The sequence below is a fragment of the Parasphingorhabdus sp. genome (genome assembly GCF_048267785.1).
Lineage (GTDB): Bacteria > Pseudomonadota > Alphaproteobacteria > Sphingomonadales > Sphingomonadaceae > Parasphingorhabdus.
Window position 1 is genome coordinate 1 of record NZ_JBLWWU010000018.1, and the last position, 19,346, is coordinate 19,346.

Sequence of the window (19,346 nt, forward strand, 5' to 3'; positions counted from 1 at the left end):
TTCGTCACTACGACGAGACCCAAATCCTCCTTAACTTACAACATCAAATTTGTGCCACAGGTGCTGACGGGGAACAGCCGCACAAGCGTCCATAATGTCATCGACCTTTGTCGCTTGGACGATCTGAAGGCGCACGCAATCCGCTAACGTTCGGCATCTCAACTACAGACTCTAATAGACTAGGATGAGAATGCATTATGATATATCGAATTGCAGATATTCTGGACGACGTGATTGGCGTCACGTTTTTCGGAGTTTGCAAATAAATGCGGAAATTTGATTATTTTGGATTAGTTTCAATGGATTTCTCAATATGAGCTTGCGCAAATTCTGGTTCGCCGGATTGATCTCAATCGGACTAGCGGCCTGCAGCGGTGGAGGTGATGAGCGCAGCGAACGGGGTGATGCGCCAACCGTCGTCGGCGGCACCGTTACTCAGGCTGAGTTTACAACCGATATCGAGGCTGTTGGCACCGCCTTTGCCAATGAACAGACCGTTATAACCTCTCCGGTAACCGAACGAATTGAGCGGCTCGGTTTTTCCGATGGCGATATTGTACAACGCGGCGCGATGATCGCGCAATTGTCACGTGGCGAAGAATCGGCTGACCTCAGCGCTATAGAGGCCCGCGCGAGGGAGGCTAACCAGCAACTCGAACGCTTGGTCTCCCTGCAAAAACGGGGCTTTGCGACCAATGCCGCCGTTGATCAGCAAACCGCATTGCGCGACGGAGCCATAGCCGACGCCAATGCTATTCGTTCACGCATTTCAGACCGGATCATCCGCGCACCTTTTGACGGTGTACTCAGCCTGCGAACCATTTCTCCAGGCACGGTGGTAACCTCCGGTAGCCCGATTGCCACGATCAGCGATATTTCCGCAATAAAGCTCGATTTTACTGTGCCCGAAGCTTATCTGACCGCCATCGAAAAAGGCCAGGTGATCGAAGCAATATCAACCGCCTATCCCGACCAAATCTTTTTCGGCACGATTAACAATATCGACCCGCTGGTGGACCCGCTTTCGCGCAGCGTAACTGTGCGCGCCATATTGCCGAACAACAGCCGTTTGCTTCGTCCGGGTATGTTGCTGACCGTAAAGATCGTTTCGGACAGTCGCATCAGTCTTGCAATCCCTGAAACCGCGCTAATCGCGCAAGGAGACGAGAACTTTGTCTTTGTCGTAGACAAGGAAAGAATTGCCCGGCGAACGTCCATCAAGACTGGTCTGCGTTCAGACGGTATGATTGAAGTCAAAAGCGGCGTCCGAAAGGGAACCAAGATTGTTGCCGACGGGACCGTGAAGGTTCGGGATGACGCACCAATCAATGCGGTTGTTCCGGGTCAGCAGAAACGACAGAAATCGGCCGGCCCAACTACGAAAGCAACTGGTGCATCGCGATGATCCTGTCTGATGTTTCTGTAAAACGGCCCGTTTTTGCGGTCGTTCTTAGCTTGGTGCTGGTACTTGCCGGAATAGTCGCCTTCCTGCAGCTACCGGTACGACAGTATCCTGCCATCGAGCCGCCCATTGTGTCGGTTGACGTCAATTATCCCGGAGCTGCGGCCAATGTGGTGGAATCGCGGATCACCCAGATTCTCGAAGATCGTATCGCAGGGATTGAGGGGATTGAACAAATCCGTTCCTCTTCGCGTGACGGCAGATCGGATATTACGGTTGAGTTTGCGCCCGACCGCGATGTCGACTCCGCGGCCAACGATATCCGTGATCGAGTGTCCGGCGCGCTTGATAACCTGCCGGAAGAATCCGACCCGCCCGAAATTAACAAGGTGGACGCCGATGCTCGTCCGATCATGTGGCTCAACCTCACTGGAAAAGGCCGGGATTCACTTTGGCTTGCTGATTATGTCGATCGCGTTCTGGTTGACCGATTTTCGTCGATAGATGGGGTTGCCCGTGTTCAAGGCGGCGGCGCCGCGCGACCTGCCATTCGCATCTGGCTCGATCGCAAATTAATGGCCGCGCGCGGTCTGTCTCCCAATGATATTGAGACCGCATTGCGCCGCGAAAATGTTGAATTGCCGGCAGGCCGTGTTGAATCATCTGATCTCAATCTGACCGTCCGTGTCGCCAGAGCCTATGAAAATGTCGATGATTTCAAAGCGCTGGTTATTCGACGCGGAGCTGATGGATCACAGTTGCGACTTGGCGATGTTGCACGGGTCGAACTGGGTCCGGAAAATGTTTATAGTCATTTCCGGTCCAACGGTCTTCCCGGTGTCGGCCTTGGCATCATTAGGCAATCTGGCGCCAACGAGCTCCAGGTCGCGAACGATATCAAGGACCGCATCGAAGAGATTGGTCCTCTCCTCCCGGACGGCGTTGAGCTCGCGGTCAGCTATGACAGCAGTGTTTTTATTCAAAAAGCGATTGAAAATGTTTGGGAAACTCTCGCCTTTGCCGCGTTTCTCGTGATCGCTGTCATTTACCTGTTTCTGGGGTCGCTACGCGCCACAATAATTCCAGCGGTTACGGTTCCAATTTCGCTGATTGGCTCCTTCTTCGTTCTCTGGTTACTTGGACTGTCGATCAACTTGCTAACATTGCTCGCTCTGGTGATGGCCATCGGTCTGGTGGTGGATGATGCCATTGTGGTGCTCGAAAATATCTATGCGCGAATCGAGCGCGGAGAAAGCCGCTTGGTCTCCGCTTTTGAAGGGGCGCGGCAGGTCGGTTTCGCTGTCATTGCAACAACCGCGGTCGTGATCGCGGTGTTCGTGCCCGTCATGTTTCTGCCCGGAGAAACGGGACTCTTGTTCCGCGAACTTGCGATCACGATGATTGTTGCCGTCTCGATTTCAACCTTTGTCGCCCTGACACTAATCCCGGTCATGTGCTCGAAAATTCTGAAAAAGGGTGGCGGGGAAACCCGATTGAGCCGCTATGTCGATGCCAAGTTTCAGGACACCAGCAGCGGCTATGAAAGCATATTGTCGCGTTGGATCCGCAGGCCGTTGCTACTCGGCGGAGTGGCGTTCGGATTGGCGGCTGTGTTGTCTGTCATCGGTTTGAGCACGCTCAAATCGGAAGTCGCACCGCCCGAAGATACAGGTTTCATGTTTGGTAATGCCTCGATATCCGAGGGCGCGGGCTGGGATAGGCTGGTCAAAGTTATGCTTGATGTCGAAGAAATATCAATGCCCTTCACCGAAGAGGAAGGGCCCCTGCGCCGGATGCTGTTCCGCGCACCAGCATCCTTCGGCCCTACCGGCGATTTCTCCGAAGGACGGATCATCATGTTTCTAAAGCCCTGGGACGAGCGGACCATGACCACCGCAGAGACCATCTCCGAACTGAATAAGCGTTTCAGCGAATATCCCGCGGCTAGAATATTTGTATCGGGCGGTTCCACGATTGGCGGACGCGGCGGGGAAGCAATTCGTTTCGTGATCGCGGGCGATACTTATGAAGAACTGACCCGGGCCCGAGACGCCCTGTTTGTGGCCGCCGATGAATATCCCGGCATTGCGACACTGGAATCCGATTACAAGGAAACCCGGCCGCAGGTGGTGGTGAATGTCGACACTGTCCGTGCGGCTGATCTGGGCGTTTCTGTTCAAGAAATCGGGCGAACGCTTGAGACGATGATGGGTTCGCGCAATGCCGGAACCTATGTCGATCGAGGCGAGGAATATGAAGTGATCATGCAGGCAGAACCGGAGGACCGGGTCACGGCCGAAGATCTGTCGAATGTTTATGTCCGCGCGCGCGAGGATATGCTGGTGCCTCTATCAGGACTGGTGACGCTGACCAACCGGGCAGAGGCCGGCGAACTCAACCGTTTTAATAAGCTGCGCGCGATAACGCTCGAAGGCACAGTGGCTGACGGCTATTCGCTTGGCGAAGCACTGACATTTCTGGACGAAGAAGCAGCATCTCTTCCCGAAGTTGTCGCCATTGGCTATGAAGGGCAAAGCCGGGCATTGCGGCAAACCGGCGGTTCAATATGGCTCGTTCTGGGATTTACGATCATTCTCGTCTATCTGGTACTCGCCGCGCAGTTTGAAAGTTTTGTCAGTCCACTGATTATCATCCTCGGCGTCCCGTTGGCCGTTAGCGGGGGCTTGTTGGGCCTCACGGTGATGGGCGGCACACTCAATCTCTACAGTCAGATCGGGTTGATCATGCTGGTCGGCCTAGCGGCTAAAAACGGCATTTTGATCGTCGAATTTGCCAATCAACTTCGCGATGAAGGCTTGGAATTCGAAAAGGCAATCCTTGAGTCTGCCAAACGCCGCTTCCGTCCGGTACTAATGACATCGATTGCCACCATTGCAGGTTCCATCCCGTTGATGCTGGCAACCGGAGCGGGGGCAGGGAGCCGCGAGGCGATAGGCGTTGTGATAGTCTGGGGTGTCGGTGTTTCGACCCTACTGACCCTGGTGATCATTCCGTCCTTCTATTACCTTTTGGCCAGGAAAACCGGAAGTCCCCTGGCAGTGACCCGACGACTCAGAGAGCAGCGGGAAGGAGCAGAAGCGGTTGAGGCGCTATGACTTATTAGTTATCGAAAAATTTGCAGTGCTTGAAAGCGCACAAGGATAGGGTTTTGTGTGTCTACTTTTGCGCCAACAGCTGACTCTAGAGCAGGATAATATGAATAGCCGGAACTTAGACGGAAGCGGAAGTTCCTGAAACGCAAGTCGCAACGTCTGCTTTGCCGGTTTGCAGATTAAATGCGGATAGTGGCGCAAGCTCTTGAGCGAATGCCGCCTGCTACGTTCGACAGTTTTGTCAAAATTCCAACCGCCGGTTGCAGAAATCTATCAGTCGAAGGTTAGGCTATCTGCATGACAGCCAGGATGCCGTCGCAACTGTGGGCCGTTGGCTTCAAACGGGTGGGCCCGTCGGCGATTTGCTTTGCGGCGATGACGAGGCTCTCCAAATACTCAAAAACATTGCACCGGTCGCGCCCGAAGCCGTCTTGTCTAAGATCGAGCAGGCCATTGCGGGCACAGACGGCCCAATCGTTTTGGACCCGCGCCGGGCTGGCCGTTGGCAAATCGCAGTAATCCTGAAATCGTTAGCTTACGATCCCCAGCTATTTGATCGAGCTGCAATCGCATTGGCAAAGCTCGTTGCAAGCGAGGCCGCCAACGAAAATCAAAACTCGGTCGAAGGTCTGTTCGAGGAGCTGTTCCATCTCTACCTTTCAGGAACTCAAGCGTCGCCTGCACAGCGTAGACAGCTAGTCGAGAGCATGTTCGCGCGAACAGACTTCGAAGGAAAGTCTTGCGGCGAGATTGCCGTAGCCGCATTGCTGAAATCTCAAATGTTCTCGTCGACTTCCAGCTTTGACTTCGGTGCGCGACCTCGAGATTTCGGGTGGCATCCCTCCACTCACAGCAACATTTGGAGTTGGTTTAGCGAGGCAATTGATTTGGCGGTCAAGCTCGGGCTTGAGCCTACCCAAAGACTCGCAATGCGAAGGATGCTCGGCGGTGCTCTCCGCGGGATATTGGACATCGAAGCTTGTCTAGATTCTATTGAGGCCGCCGTTGCCGAATTCCTCAAGGACGGTGAGTGGAGCGAAGCTTGGCTGACCGTTGGAAGTGCAATGAGATTTGACCAAGCCGAATGGCGTCCCGCTGTTCAGCAGAGAGTGTTGAATCTTGAGGCGCGACTTCGGCCTACCGATCCGCTTAATTTGGCGAGAGTATATGTCATCGAGGCACGCGGGTCAGGGTACAGTCTTGTGGACGCCGAAGAAGACGGCACAGATAGCCCTTCAGCCGCTTGGGAGCGTCTCAAAGTTAAAGTAGAAGAACTTGGGCAAGAGCTTGCGACACTCCCTGATGTGTTGAGCAGTTTCCTTCCGGAGGTCATGGTCGAAAGACAAGCGCCGGGTGCGTTTGAATTTGGCAGGGGGCTGGCCAATTCGGGAGCTGGCCGGAGTGAGATATGGGATCAGTTTCGTCGGGTCCTGGATGGATTGCCCGTCGGCCGGAGGAATGCGAGCGTCATGGGCGGCTTCATCTCGGTAATTGCCAAGGATGATAGCGAGCTTGCGGCAACGCTTTTGGAAGCAAGCATGGAAGACCACGCTATTCTGCCTCATTTCGTCTATCTGCAAGGCGTAGCCGGAATTGATTCCGCAGCCATTGGTAGATTGAGGCAGCTCATCCGGGATCATAAGCTCGAAGCGCACAACCTTTATGCGCTGGCCAATGGGCATGTCGCCTCAGCGCCACAATCGGATTTGTGTGATTTGCTGCGCGACATTGCCACACTCGAGCATGGCACGGACACTGCGATCGAAATTCTGCAAATGGCAATTTTCTGCCACAAGTCAGATAGCGTCGAAACCGATAGTCGGTTGTTCGACCTCGGCAACCAGCTGCTTATGCAGGCAGATTATGGCAGGGACGGCGGCATGCGAGAGTATCGCACACAAGAAACCAAAAAGGCTTGTTATGCTGGTCCGCGGGGTGAAGCCGGTGCAGCAGAGCTTTGTCGCCATATGTTTGCCCTGATCGACAAAAGAACAGTCTACTCGTTTCAACTCGATCATGTGATTGATGCTCTGTTTGAGGTTCAGCCAACAGTCACGCTCGATGAGCTGTTGCTCACCAATATTGAAGACGTGGATCATCCGATCTTCGGCAACTCGCCTATGTCGGGTCAGGGGCCCTTGGGGAAGGTCGATGACGCTGTTTTATGGGCTTGGGCAGACGTTGATCCGGCGGTGCGTTATCCCATTCTATCCCGTACTCTCGATCTCTTCGCTGGTGAGCGTTATGGCGACGACAAAGGTTTGTCAGACACATTCGTCGAGGCAATTGAACGCGCTCCTGATCGTGCTGCATTCCTTGACAATTTCGGCGGTCTCTTGAGTCCGAGCGGATGGTCTGGAAATCTTTCAGCCATTCTCGATAGGAGAGCTGAGTTTCTCATGCCTTTGCTGGAGCACTCAGACCCAGCAGTAGTTGGATGGGCGACTGAAGAGCGAAACGCCCCGGGATTGCCGGAGGCCATTTGATTTAAGTTAAGCGGTCATGTTGGTTTCGTCCAGCACGCGTAGTAGTTTTTCTCAGCTTCCACGGGCGGGATATTGCCGATGGGTTCCAGCAGCCTTTTATTGTTGAACCAGTCTACCCATTCCAGTGTGGCATATTCGACGGCCTCTAACGACCGCCATGGTCCGCACCGGTGGATTACCTCTGCCTTGTAAAGGCCATTGATTGTTTCGGCCAAAGCGTTGTCATAGCTGTCGCCGACGCTGCCGACCGATGGTTCGATGCCTGCCTCGGCCAAGCGTTCAGTATATTTGATCGATACATATTGACTTCCGCGATCGCTGTGATGGATCAGGCCGCCGCGATGCGTGGGCCTGCGATCATGTAAAGCCTGCTCCAAAGCATCGAGAACAAAGCTGGCATGGGCGGTTTGGCTCACCCGCCAGCCAACAATGTAGCGGGCGTAAACATCGATCACGAAGGTGACATAGACAAAGCCAGCCCAGGTTGCGACATAGGTAAAATCTGACACCCACAGCATATTGGGCGCTGGCGAGTGGAACTGCCGGTTCACATGGTCAAGCGGACAAGGCGCTGCTTTATCATTGACCGTGGTGCGCACTGGCTTCCCTCGTATCACGCCTGCCAAGCCCATGTCGTGCATCAGCCGTTCGACCGTGCAACGTGCAATATCATAGCCTTCACGCATCATCTGCCGCCAGACCTCGCGCACGCCATATACCCCGAAGTTCTCGGCAAACACTCGGGCCACCTCCGGCTTCAGCATTATGTCGCGCTGCGCGCGGGCTGACATGCGTGATGGATCCTGCCGCTTGGCCACATGACTATAATAGGTTGACGGGGCGATCGGCAGCAACTTGCAGATCGGCTCGCCCCCATAATATCCACGGTTATCGTCGATAAACGTGATCATCGCTTGAACGGGCGGTCGAACTCCGCCTGAGCAAAACAAGCCGATGCCTTACGTAAAATCTCGTTGGCCTGACGCAGTTCGCGGTTCTCGCGTTCCAGTGTTTTTAGCTTGTCAGCAACATCGCTGGGAACACCGGCGCGCGTGCCGCTATCCACTTCCGCCCGCTTGACCCATTCATGCAGTGTCGGCGGTGAGCAGCCGATCTTCTGAGAAATGGACACCACCGCTGCCCAGCGCGATGGATAATCCTGTCGGTGCTCCAGCACCATGCGGGTCCCCGTTCGCGAACCTCCGGTGAAAACTTGTTTGTGGTCTTGCTCATAATAGCTCCTTCTACTCAAGAGTTGGAGCCTCCGGCAATCCCGGGGCGGTTCAGTTCGCTTCGATTTCTAAAGTTCACTTACTGGTTTCTTTGCGACTCTTAGCCTAGAGGGCACCGAACAACTGAGACAAGGAAAGAGTAAATTATTACAAATCTTATCGTAATCAGTCTTACATGACCTTTACTGGAAAATTGTCCCGGTCAGCATTCGACAGACAGTGTTTGTTATCCCGGATGTGAGTGTTTTGGCTTCATCATAGTGACGTAAGGAACGAAGATGAGACCACAATATTTCCTGACCAACAACTTCAATTTTGGGACACACGCGGTGATCAAACAACAGACATCCAGGCAACGGCGTTTGCGCCACAGCAGGAGCGCTGCCTGATATCAGGCAAACAGACGGTGCCAAACACTCAACATAGAAAAAGACACATCTATCTCAAATCATCGGACGCCAGCCACTAGGAAGGTCCCTTTCCCCGGTCGCCAAATTGGCGATAGACCGCAGCAAAAGAGAGCGCAATATGTCGATCTCTTTGTCCGAGAAACCCTCCGTCGCTAGACTTTGGATATCAGCGGCGATGGTTAGCAGCGCCCGTTCCAAACGCTTGGCCTTTGGTGCAATGAATACGAGTTTTTCATGCCGGTTCAAGCGATTGACACAGCGATAAATTAATGAGGATTTCTCCATCGCTTGCAATGAAACGGATACTGTTGCGTCGCTGAGCGCCAACCGGAAACTGAGCTCTTTCTGGCTGATACCATCCTCGCGCCAAAGCTGACGCAGCAAGGCCCATTGTCCACTCGATATACCATATTCCCGCATCCGTACTGCTCGCAACTTTGAATAAAGCAGGAAAATATCGCGCGCTAAATCGCATAAATTGGATGCAATTATTACTGTCTCCTGACTATGCTCGGATAGGTGCCCGTTAACAATTATCACCACGTTACCGCGACAACTATTGTCTACGGCCCTGCCGCCGCGGCGACCGATTGCCCTATCTGGACAAGCAAATCCCGTAATTTGGGGTCTACCAGTTCGCCGTCAGCATCAAATGCACGATGGGCATGGGGAATGCTAAGCTGTTCCGGAACGACCCAAGCGTTGACCATGGTCAGAATTTGACGGAGCTGAGACAAACCACGCAGCCCACCAAAAGGACTGGATGATGCGGACAACATACCAAATGCCTTGCGACGAAAGGCGCTGTAAGCCTGAGGTGCCTCTCCCGGACCGGGACAGGACAGCCAGTCAATCGCATTCTTCAGCATCGCAGTGACCGAACCATTATGTTCGGGGCTTGCAACGATGACCGCATCGTGCCGCATAAACATCGATTTGAGCGCCAGCGCCTCTGGCACATCATCGATCCTTAGATCCTCCACACCATATAGGGGCAAGCGATAATCTGACAATGACAGGCGTGTCGCGCCAAGCCCCAACTCGTTCACGACACCGGCAGCACAACCAATCAGCTTTTCGTTAAGTGAGCCATTGCGAATTCCGCCGGCCAGCAACAAAATCTGCACCTTTTCCATCCCGCCCCATCCCGCTCTTGCCGTCAAAAATTTATCGACATTTGCACGGTCACAGTGCGCGGGGCCCCGACCAGAGCAAAATGGCTATTGCCGCCAAAAACCGGCGTGTTGAAACCCTGAGTGGTTGTGACTTTATTGGCGAGATTGCGTCCAATGAGCGCCAGTTCCCATTTACCATCTTGGTGGCCGACAGCCAGACGCGCATCAAATTTTACAAAGCCTGACTGTGAATTCAATGGATCCAAATCGGGTTGAAAATAGGATCGGGATTGCTGCGTCGCCGACACATGACCGAGCGCATAAAGGCTAGATGATATTGGATATTTGGCTTCAACAAATCCGCTCGTCGACCATTCAGGAGCCCGTGTCAGCCGTTCTCCGGCCAAGTTGTTGGTCACCGGCGAACAGGTGGCTGGGGCGTCGTAAAGGCAGGCACCGCCCGGATAATCCTTATAATGAGCATCAACATAACCCAGGCTGCCGCCAACACGCCAGAAATCACCAATCTTTATGTTGGTGTCAACTTCTACACCTCGCGAAATAGCCGACGCGGCATTCCCCGTAATGAAAGCAGTCCCATTATATTCGGACACCTGCAAATCACTAAAGTTGGTGTGGAACAGTGCCACGTTCAACTGCCCACGACCATCCATGAAACGGAATTTCCCGCCAAGCTCCCACGAACGAGCCCGCTCAGAACCATATTGGTACTTCGCGATACCTTTGTTGATATTGTCCAGCAACAAGGCATCGTTCGAGACAAAACCGCCGCCTTTGGTTCCTGTGGCGTAGCTCAAATAGACATAGGCAGATTTGGAGAATTCATAACGTGCTCGCATCGAATAATCCCACAGGCTTTCAGGACGCGTCTCGGTCAAATCAAAGGGAAGATAGGTCGGAGGGAATACACCGACATTCTGCGATCGAGCGCGCCCGACACGACGTTCTTTCGAATAGCGCAGACTGCCGCTCAACATGATCTGTTCGGATACCGGCACCTCCAGCGACAGGAAAGGTGACCAGGATTTTGCACTTTGATCAAACTGACGCCTCGACAGTCCGTTCAACGGAATTGGGAGTCCAGCGCTCGCCGCGTCAAACAGCGAAGCTTGTTGTACATGAAGATCGGCATCAATGTAGGTCAGGCCCGCGATGAACGAACCGCCGTCACCAATGTCACGCTGGGCCCGCACTTCTTGAAACACGGCATTTGACTGTTCGGTAATGTCGGATTCCAGAAAGGTCAGCGGGCCATCGTAATCGGAATTCACCCCCGCATTGAGCTTTTGATAGGCAGTGACCGATGTAAATGCCCAATCGCCGAGCGTCAGGTTCATCGTCAATTGCGCTAATGTCGTCCGGGTGTTGTCATATTCGGGATTGACCGTATTAGAGACTCGACTGAAGGAAGGATATTCAGGCGTATTCGTACCGGAATTGCGAACCTGGTTGCATAAGAAGCAACTGGCATCGCCAATATTATTGAACACAAGCGCGCCGCCGTCCATACGGTTGGACGCATGCTCGACCTTGACCAGCGCGTTAAAATTGTCGGATGGTTCCCATAGCAATTGACCGCGGACACCCTCATAACGTGATCCATTTTCATGGCGCTGCGCAAGGGTGTTATACATGGTATCGCCGATGGCCCCGATGCGCCCCGTTAAACGGACGCTGACAGTATCCGAAACGGGTCCCGATACGGCACCTTCCAGATTCCAGCCACCATGTTCGAGTTCACCACTTGTGCGGGCAAAGCCCTCCAAATGGCGCGTGGGTTTGCGGGTGATGACGCTAATCGCTCCAGCATTGGTGTTTTTCCCAAACAAAGCCCCCTGCGGACCACGGACTACTTCGACCCGTTCGACATCGAGAAGCGGATTCTGGAACGACCGGGCGCGACTAAGATAGACGCCGTCGAGGAACAGGCCAACCGACTGATCAAACGAAAGATTACCTGTCCCCGCACCGAGACCACGCATCGTGATCGCAAAATTACCATTGGTGCGGTCTATCTGCAGGTTCGGAACGGATGCCTGAAGATCGTCAAACAACAAAATGCCCGACGTTTCGATCTGCTCACCACCGATCACCGCGACTGAGATCGGCACTTCCTGCAATGTCTGCTCGCGCCGCGTCGCGGTTACGACGATCGTTTCCGAATCACTCCGTGACGCGGCAGTTTCTGTCCCCATGTCCTGCACAGTGTCTTGTGCGACTGCCGGCGACGAGATTGCCACTGCCAATGCGCTGCTAAAAAACAAATATTTCATAACTATCCCTCCCAAGATTGCGTAAATTATATGAGTTTTAATGTGTTATATTGCGAAGCTGGGCCCGGATATTCTGCCCCATTATCGACACCAATCTCATTGCTGATCAGAGCATTGGTTTGCTCATTCAAACTCATGATGATTTTTTTATGCGCTTCAGGTTTCCACGCGAGGTTATTGAGCTCGTCGGGGTCAGTCTGCGTATCGTAAAGCTCAAGATCATTATAGGTGACAAGGTCATCCCATCTCTGCGGGATATGATGTTGAGCAGGAGCGAAATATCGCGCAAATTTATACCGTCCATCATGAACACCGCGATGAAGACGGCGAAGCATTAGATCGGGCTTCGGCAGAACTTTGGTTTCCTTCACACCGTCCGGTACGTTCGGGGCACGCCAGCCATAGCGGACCGCAAAATTATAAAGGACGCCGGCTTGATCGCGAGCTGTCCGCGCATTTGATGAAAAAATGGCCGCTGAAAGATCGTGACCTACCAACCGCGGATGATGTTGGCGCCGCTCATCCTCGGTCACACCCGCAAGCGATAGCATCGTCGGTACGAGATCGACAGCACTTCCAAGCGCGGCCCTCGTCTGTCCCCCGGGTACATCGGGATGGACGACGATCAATGGTACGCCCACATCTTCCTTATAAATTGTGCCACCTTTTTGGCGCATTCGGTGAGCACCGGCCCTTTCACCATGATCGGCAGTGAACAGGATGATTGTATTGTCGAGTTGACCCGACGCATCCAGCGCATCGAGCACTGTTTTCATGTGCCTGTCGACATCGCGTATACAGTTAAAATAGTAATTTTGATTGCGCTTCCAGACCGCTTCGTCCTCGTGTCGCATCCGGCCGTAAAAGCCCCCTCCACTAGCCGTAATTGCCATATGGGCCGACGGCTTGCGCGAGAGATCATCAAGGTAATAGCTGCGCGGAAGGGGGAAATCCCAATTGTCATCATATATGGGATCACCTGGTTCAGCGAGGAGCGGTGAGATTAGATTCGGCTGTGCCCGCGTTTCTTCGCCGACCCCGGTTGAGTCAAAAAACATAATGTCGTGCGGATTAACGAAATTGACCGCCATGAACCAAGGGGCCGCATCATCGCCGTCGACATAGGCCCGCAACTGGTTGACCGCTTCGGCAGCCGTTGCGCCATCGGACATAAAACCGTCCCAAGTCAATCCGACGCGTTCACCGTCGAAATTATAGTGGGAGAAGCCATAAGGTTCGAGACTGTCCTCCGTGTTGGGGAAAACACCACCTGCGACACCGCCAAAATGCAACCCCTCGTTGATATTGGATACATGCCATTTACCTTTATAGGCGGTGCGATATCCCACGCGCCGCAGCATCGTACCGATCGTCGGAATTTCAGTGCTGAGTTGCGGGTGAGGTGGCGAATTGGGGTTTGCATAAACGCCGGTATGCTGCGTGTGCAATCCGGTATAGATGGTCGAACGAGACGGCCCGCACGGAGTTGTATTCACGTAGAAGCGGTCAAACGAAACCCCCTTTCGCCGAAGCCAGTCATGCCCAGGCAAAGGCAATTTAGACGGAATGTCGGCGAGCGCGCGCTCCTGATCATTGACGATCAAAAGGATGTTCGGCCGTCGCCCGCTCGCCGATTTTGGCTTTTGGGCCGCCGGATCCATTGCGTCCGCAGATCCAGCGATAGCACTTCGCGAGGAAGCCAAGGCTAAAGCGCTTGCCGCCAATACAGTTCGCCGATTAACCCCACTTTTTTCGCGCATGCCGCATCCCCTAAGCCCAACACATTTTTGCGTTTAGTTAGTAATCTAACCTACTCCCGCGCTCTAAATTTGTCAATTATTTTGCACATATTTCTATCAGGCACGTGGAGCTTGACGTCCCGCAGTCAGAAGACTCGTGTATTAGGCTCCAGCCCGATCATTGATCGACCAAGCAGCTCGGTCGCACCATCAAAGTCATATACGATATGGCTCGCCATAACGTTGATATCACGCAAAGCTCTCTGCAGCGGGTTCGCCGTCATATGGGCGCTGGAGCCAGAGCCCTCAGCAACGAGGCGAACGGCCTTGCGACACAAATCCATGGCAAGCGCAACTTGGGCGCGCATTGCGATCCGGTCTTCCGCACCCACAAGCCCGTCCTGTGACGCCAATGCCACATTGCGATGGCCGACTTTGCGCAATATCATTTCCGCCGTCTCGGTCAACGCGGCAGCTTCTCCCAACCGCATATGCGCTGACGCCTTTTCACTTTGCTTTACCGTTGTTCCAAGCATCACCCGGACACCGATTCGCTCCTTGAAATGATCCAGCGCCGATCGTGCCACGCCCACGGCAGCAATAGCAGCAGTAATGGCCAGAAATGGCGTCATCGGCATCCGATATATTGGGTTGTTCCCATGGATTTTGGCGCCTGGAGCGTTGCCCATCCGCATCTCACCCATATCCATGACGCGATACTCGGGGACAAAGACATCCTTGCATCGAATGTCATTGCTACCAGTCCCGAGCATGCCAGCAACGTGCCAAGTATCAAGGACTTCTACTTCATCCGCTGGCAGCCCCATGAACAGTTGACGCGGCTCGCTTTCGCCCGGAATATTACCGACGAGCAAGACCCAGTCCGCGTGCATGACACCGGTACCCCACTTCCAGAGTCCAGATAGCAAATAGCCACCTTCTACAGGCACTGCAGTACCTGGCGGATTGGTTGCCCCCGGCGCTATGATATAAGGAAAATCCCCACCAAAGGTTTCGTCTTGGAACTGCTTGGGAAATTGTGAAAGCATCCAATTATGCTCGACGCAGAAGGCCGTGACCCAGCCCGTCGACGCACATCCTTCGGCAATAGGAAGCATCGCATCGATAAAACTGTCAATGTCGAACTCCAGTCCACCGTAGCATTTCGGAACGAAATGATAGAAACAGCCGGTCGCGCGAATGGCATTCCACACCTCATCCACCGGTCGACGCAATTGCTCACATTCCATTGCATGCGCCGCAACGAGTGGCTTAAGCGCTGTCGTTCGGCGGATCAGCTCCTCTGCGGTCAAAGAGTCCAACTCTTCACGCGAAAGCCAGTCACCGCCGTCTGGAATGCGGCGATCAGCCAGCACTTCCCCACTATCTTTGTGTGATTGAACGGAAATATTCATCGCGCCTTCTCTCCCCTGCACCATATGAAAATATGACCGAAAGGATAAGCTGACGCGCATTATTGTCAAGATATTTAACAATATTTTGGCGAACTAGGACTTCTCTGGAGCAGAAACATCCGAGTGTACGACATGTGGCGGGACATGGGGAGGCTCGCCCCAATCAGTCATCATCGCATCGCGTAGGCCGTGATATTTCGGCAGACCAATACGTTCGATCAGCTCACTTTCCAGATAATAGAGAATCTTCGCTGCTGCCCGGCTCGTCTCATTGCCATCCTTTGGAAAACGCACCTTTCGGGCCCGCCGATCGTTACTATCAATCACCGTTTCAACAATACCGCGGGCTTCCAATTCGCTAATCATGAGGCTGATGGCTTGGCGGGTAACACCCAAATTGCGGGCAATTCGGGTCGCTCGGGATTCGCCCGCAGATATATTCGCGATAAGCATCGACTGCGCACGGGTGACATTGGGGATATTGGCCTCCTTCAATGCGTTCTGTAATGCTTCGTCAAACCAATAGACGGCACTCAAAAGATTCATCATTAACAAAGGATTTTTCATTCGATCTTCTTTCTAAAGAGGCGATATGGGCCTGTTCACATTAACTTTACGGGCAAATGAAGAAAAGGTGCGATATTTTGCATGAATGTACAAAATATCGCACCAACAGAATCGGGACTGATGAAGTTCAGAAGCGACAGCTTGGTCAACTCCATCTTTCAGTCTCTCCCTGTCCCCTGTCAGCATTCAATAGACAGACTGGCTGCATAAAATAAGTGAGTGTTTTGGTTTCATTGCAGTGATTGTAAGGAACGGAAATGAAGCCAAAACACTCAAAAGCCCCCGCGCAAGCGGTGGTCAAAGATATCCGTAGAGCCACGCGCAAGCAGTATAGCGCAGGGCGTATATTACAAATGGTCGAAGGATTTTATGGAAGCTGGCAAGCGCCGGCTTGCCGGCGATACATCGCGCGCTGCCAATAGCGACGAGGTCCGTGATCTTCGTAAGGAAGCCCGCGATCTGAAAGAGGTGGTCGCTGAACAGATGCTCGAGAACCGCCTGATCAAAAAAAGCATGATCGGGGATGGGGGCGACGACGAATGAGATATCCCGCATCCGAAAAGCTGGAGATCATCCGCATCGTCGAGCGGTCACATCTACCTGCTAAACAGACATTGGACAGGCTGGGCATTGCTCGGCCTACCTTTTACCGCTGATATTATCTGTCGACGATCTTCGATGACTACAGCCGATATATTATCAGCTGGAAGCTGTGCACGACCATGCGCGCAGAAGATGTCACCGATACGCTGGAGCTCGCTCTTGAGGCATCAGGCTGTGACCAGGCGCATGTGCTGCACAAGCCGCGCTTGCTGTCGGATAATGGCCCCAGCTATGTTACTGGCGAGTTCGCTGATTATCTAGCCGACAAGAAGATGCGCCATGTGCGCGGTGCACCGTTCCATCCGCAAACCCAAGGCAAGATCGAGCGTTTGCACCAGATCCTCAAAAACCGCATCCTGCTCGAAAATTATTATCTGCCCGGCGATCTCGAAGCGCAGGTCGAGGCGTTCGTCGAGCATTATAACCACCAGCGATATCACGAGAGCCTGAAAAACGTCACACCCGCTGACGCCTACTTCGGTCGTGCAGAAGCAATCATCAAACAGCGAGAAAGGATCAAACGAAAAACCATCGAACATCGGCGCTTGCAATACCGCAAGATCACCGCCTAATATCAACCAACCAGATGGAACCGAATACTCGCCTATTCTAAACCCGCATCAGTCTCAAATTATCTGACGACGGACACCCCCCCCCCCCCGTTTTCGGTAATCCACCAAAGCGTGATCGAGGGATATTGCTCTGATACGCTGTTGGTATTTCGTCCTTCACAACGCGCATTTTCGAGATTACGAATGTTCCATTCGAAAAAATTATGCTGGGAGAAGCTTATGCGTAACTTGCTGATCGTGCTGACTTTAGGAATGACAACGGCAATCGCCGCCGTACAAGCTCAGGATAATATCGCAGAAACACCGGATTTTGAGTTTGCGACCAAGGTAATCCAGTTGCCCGATGGCGCCCGGCCGCACGACGCTTCGCCCGGTTCACCAGGGCAAATCTGGTATACTGCGCAGCGCCAAGGGGCGCTCGGCATTATTGATATTGATGACTGGACTTTCCGCCAAGTGCCGCTCGGTGAAAGCTCTGCGCCGCATGGTGTTGTGCTGGGGCCGGACGGGAACGCCTGGATAACAGACGGTGGCCAGAATGCCATTGTTCGTTACGATCCCCGCACTGGTCAGGCCAACGTGTGGAAGCTTCCTGAGGATACCGGCTATACCAACCTTAATACCGGTGCTTTCGACAAGGATGGTGTGCACTGGTTTACCGGCCAGAATGGCATTTACGGCAGCGTCGATGCGAGCGGACAAGTGCAAGTCTGGAAGGATCCGAAAGGCCGTGGACCCTATGGCATAGACGACACGCCGGATGGCGAGATATGGTATGTCTCCCTGGCCGGTAGCCACTTGGCGAAGGTAGATCGTACGGACGGCACGGTGACTATAATCGAACCACCAGACGCTAACGCCGGTCTGCGCCGGGTATGGTCGGATTCGAAAGGCGACCTGTGGATATCCGGCTGGAACAATGGCAAGCTGTATCGCTATCAGCCGGAGAGCGGTAACTGGACGTCCTGGATGTTGCCGGGGGATAAGCCGCAAGCCTATGCAGTCTATGTGGACGAGCGCGACGACGTCTGGGTATCGGATTTTTCCAGCAACAACACTCTGGTGTTTGACATAGCCACTGAAAAATTCGTGGCTACGATCCCTGGCAGTGGTCCCAAAGCGCAAGTGCGGCAGATCCTCGGTCGGGACAATGAAATCTACCTGCCGGAATCGGGTACCGACCGGTTGATGATGGTGACCGTCGGCGGATGAAGCCTGGCATTGCTGCGGCTCTTGGTCTGCTCTGTTGCGGCGCGGCCAGCTGTATTCAGTCCGTGAATGCGGCAAAGCCCGATGCTGGCATATTGGCGGCAGGCGAACGAGCCTATCAGAAGTGCTATTCCTGCCACTCGCTAGAAAGCCCGAATGCCAACACCCAAGGTCCTTCCCTCAGGCAAATTCTGGGTCGTCCCGTGGCGTCGGAGAGCGGCTTTGATTATTCGCCGGCAATGCAAGCCTTTGCCCAACAACAATCCAATTGGACAAGCGGCGCGCTGAACGATTTTATCGCTGATCCGGAAGGTCTGATACCAGAAACCGAAATGGGCTTTGTTGGAATTGCGGACGCGTCTGAACGTCACGCACTGATCATCTATCTCTCCACCAAATAACATGGCTTTGGTCGAGCGGCTGCAGGTTTTCAAACGTTGAACCGAAACAGCCTGCAGCTAAAATCCTCTTTTTGGGATGAAGCCTTGGAGGTCATTGGTTTTAATGACCGCTTTCCAGCCAGCGCTGGCAACCCCCACTGTCAGCCGTGAACGGGAAGAAAAGCGTAGTAAGCGGTCAAGCTTTCATCAGACCCCAAAGACCTGACTTGCCATGAAGATCTTAATTCCAAGACCGATCAAAATCACCCCTCCTAGAACTTCGGCCCATTTGCCGATTCTCGCCCCGACGACCGCACCCAGAAACACGCCAGGGTATGTCAGAGCGGACGTGGTCAAACCGATAACAACGCAGGCTAGGACAATCGGTGCTCCAAAGCTTGGTAAGGTAATGCCAGCAACGGCAGCATCAATGCTTGTGGCAATTGCCACCACCAGCAGAGGCCATAACGCCAATTCTTTCATCGCCTCTTCAGGGTCGCGGTCAAAACCTTCCTTGATCATTCGGAGGCCGAGACTGCTCAAGAGAACGAGCGCGATCCAGTGAGCAGCCGTCTCTATAAAAGAGGCAAATGCAACCCCGAGCGCCCAGCCGAGCAAAGGCATTATTGCCTGGGCCAATCCAAAGGCAATGCTCATCCGTAGCGCGGTAGCAGGGCTAGGGCGACTTGACGCGCCCTGCGCAACCGCAGCCGCGAAGGCATCCATTGCCAAACCCAAGGAGAGCAGAAGAAGGGGTATCATGATCATATATTTCTGTAGAAACGTCCGGGAACGAACTCAACAAATTC

12 protein-coding genes, 2 pseudogenes and 1 other annotated feature are annotated in these 19,346 nt (G+C 53.5%); of the genes and pseudogenes, 6 read left to right on the top strand and 8 right to left on the bottom strand.

Annotated elements, in window-relative coordinates; genetic code table 11:
* Positions 1–313 precede the first annotated feature (313 nt).
* From ACN0VD_RS13620 to ACN0VD_RS13630, 3 genes are all read left to right on the top strand, one after another.
* Entirely contained in the window at positions 314–1,405 is a 1,092-nt protein-coding gene (locus ACN0VD_RS13620) for an efflux RND transporter periplasmic adaptor subunit (RefSeq protein ID WP_417595167.1), read from the top strand.
* Positions 1,402–4,518, top strand: a complete 3,117-nt coding sequence (locus ACN0VD_RS13625) for an efflux RND transporter permease subunit (RefSeq protein ID WP_417595169.1) — start codon at positions 1,402–1,404, stop codon at positions 4,516–4,518. The genes ACN0VD_RS13620 and ACN0VD_RS13625 overlap by 4 nt, the downstream gene beginning before the upstream one ends.
* Before the next feature lie 257 nt (positions 4,519–4,775).
* Complete coding sequence (locus ACN0VD_RS13630; RefSeq protein WP_417595171.1) at positions 4,776–7,001, top strand: hypothetical protein; 2,226 nt, start codon at positions 4,776–4,778, stop codon at positions 6,999–7,001.
* A gap of 14 nt (positions 7,002–7,015) precedes the next feature.
* Here ACN0VD_RS13630 and ACN0VD_RS13635 read toward each other — a convergent pair.
* The 7 genes and pseudogenes from ACN0VD_RS13635 to ACN0VD_RS13665 form a co-directional block, all read right to left on the bottom strand.
* Positions 7,016–8,234, bottom strand: a pseudogene (locus ACN0VD_RS13635) (IS3 family transposase).
* Positions 7,838–7,954: a sequence feature (AL1L pseudoknot), on the bottom strand. It overlaps the preceding pseudogene by 117 nt.
* 442 nt (positions 8,235–8,676) lie before the next feature.
* Positions 8,677–9,063: a MarR family winged helix-turn-helix transcriptional regulator gene (locus ACN0VD_RS13640; protein WP_417595301.1), complete on the bottom strand. Its 387-nt coding sequence runs from the start codon at positions 9,061–9,063 to the stop codon at positions 8,677–8,679.
* A 143-nt stretch (positions 9,064–9,206) separates the two neighbouring features.
* Positions 9,207–9,779 carry an NADPH-dependent FMN reductase gene (locus ACN0VD_RS13645; protein ID WP_417595173.1) on the bottom strand — a complete coding sequence of 191 codons (573 nt, stop codon included), beginning with the start codon at positions 9,777–9,779 and terminating at the stop codon, positions 9,207–9,209.
* A gap of 23 nt (positions 9,780–9,802) precedes the next feature.
* Positions 9,803–12,052, bottom strand: a complete 2,250-nt coding sequence (locus ACN0VD_RS13650) for a TonB-dependent receptor (protein ID WP_417595175.1) — start codon at positions 12,050–12,052, stop codon at positions 9,803–9,805.
* 26 nt (positions 12,053–12,078) lie between these two features.
* On the bottom strand, positions 12,079–13,656 hold the full coding sequence (locus ACN0VD_RS13655; protein ID WP_417595177.1) for a sulfatase-like hydrolase/transferase: 1,578 nt from the start codon (positions 13,654–13,656) through the stop codon (positions 12,079–12,081).
* A 281-nt stretch (positions 13,657–13,937) separates the two neighbouring features.
* Positions 13,938–15,206: a hypothetical protein gene (locus tag ACN0VD_RS13660; RefSeq protein WP_417595179.1), complete on the bottom strand. Its 1,269-nt coding sequence runs from the start codon at positions 15,204–15,206 to the stop codon at positions 13,938–13,940.
* Between the two features lie 93 nt (positions 15,207–15,299).
* Positions 15,300–15,773 carry a MarR family winged helix-turn-helix transcriptional regulator gene (locus tag ACN0VD_RS13665; protein ID WP_417595181.1) on the bottom strand — a complete coding sequence of 158 codons (474 nt, stop codon included), beginning with the start codon at positions 15,771–15,773 and terminating at the stop codon, positions 15,300–15,302.
* Positions 15,774–16,030: 257 nt separating this feature from the next.
* On the opposite strand from ACN0VD_RS13665, the pseudogene ACN0VD_RS13670 reads away from it, so the two are divergent.
* From ACN0VD_RS13670 to ACN0VD_RS13680, 3 genes and pseudogenes are all read left to right on the top strand, one after another.
* Positions 16,031–16,948: pseudogene (locus ACN0VD_RS13670) on the top strand (transposase).
* A 219-nt stretch (positions 16,949–17,167) separates the two neighbouring features.
* Entirely contained in the window at positions 17,168–18,160 is a 993-nt protein-coding gene (locus ACN0VD_RS13675) for a lyase (protein WP_417595183.1), read from the top strand.
* A gap of 92 nt (positions 18,161–18,252) precedes the next feature.
* Positions 18,253–18,558, top strand: coding sequence for a c-type cytochrome (locus ACN0VD_RS13680; RefSeq protein ID WP_417595185.1), 306 nt, complete (start codon positions 18,253–18,255; stop codon positions 18,556–18,558).
* A gap of 186 nt (positions 18,559–18,744) precedes the next feature.
* Here ACN0VD_RS13680 and ACN0VD_RS13685 read toward each other — a convergent pair whose 3' ends face one another.
* Entirely contained in the window at positions 18,745–19,305 is a 561-nt protein-coding gene (locus ACN0VD_RS13685) for a manganese efflux pump MntP family protein (protein WP_417595187.1), read from the bottom strand.
* Between the last annotated feature and the right edge of the window lie 41 nt (positions 19,306–19,346).

What these genes read in the sequence shown, in the direction of transcription:
- ACN0VD_RS13620 (WP_417595167.1), top strand. Translation starts at nt 314, where the DNA reads ATGAGCTTGCGCAAATTCTGGTTCGCCGGATTGATCTCAATCGGACTA.
- ACN0VD_RS13625 (WP_417595169.1), top strand. Translation starts at nt 1,402, where the DNA reads ATGATCCTGTCTGATGTTTCTGTAAAACGGCCCGTTTTTGCGGTCGTT.
- ACN0VD_RS13640 (WP_417595301.1), bottom strand. Translation starts at nt 9,063, where the DNA reads ATGCGGGAATATGGTATATCGAGTGGACAATGGGCCTTGCTGCGTCAG.
- ACN0VD_RS13645 (WP_417595173.1), bottom strand. Translation starts at nt 9,779, where the DNA reads ATGGAAAAGGTGCAGATTTTGTTGCTGGCCGGCGGAATTCGCAATGGC.
- ACN0VD_RS13650 (WP_417595175.1), bottom strand. Translation starts at nt 12,052, where the DNA reads ATGAAATATTTGTTTTTTAGCAGCGCATTGGCAGTGGCAATCTCGTCG.
- ACN0VD_RS13660 (WP_417595179.1), bottom strand. Translation starts at nt 15,206, where the DNA reads ATGAATATTTCCGTTCAATCACACAAAGATAGTGGGGAAGTGCTGGCT.
- ACN0VD_RS13665 (WP_417595181.1), bottom strand. Translation starts at nt 15,773, where the DNA reads ATGAAAAATCCTTTGTTAATGATGAATCTTTTGAGTGCCGTCTATTGG.
- ACN0VD_RS13675 (WP_417595183.1), top strand. Translation starts at nt 17,168, where the DNA reads ATGCGTAACTTGCTGATCGTGCTGACTTTAGGAATGACAACGGCAATC.
- ACN0VD_RS13685 (WP_417595187.1), bottom strand. Translation starts at nt 19,305, where the DNA reads ATGATCATGATACCCCTTCTTCTGCTCTCCTTGGGTTTGGCAATGGAT.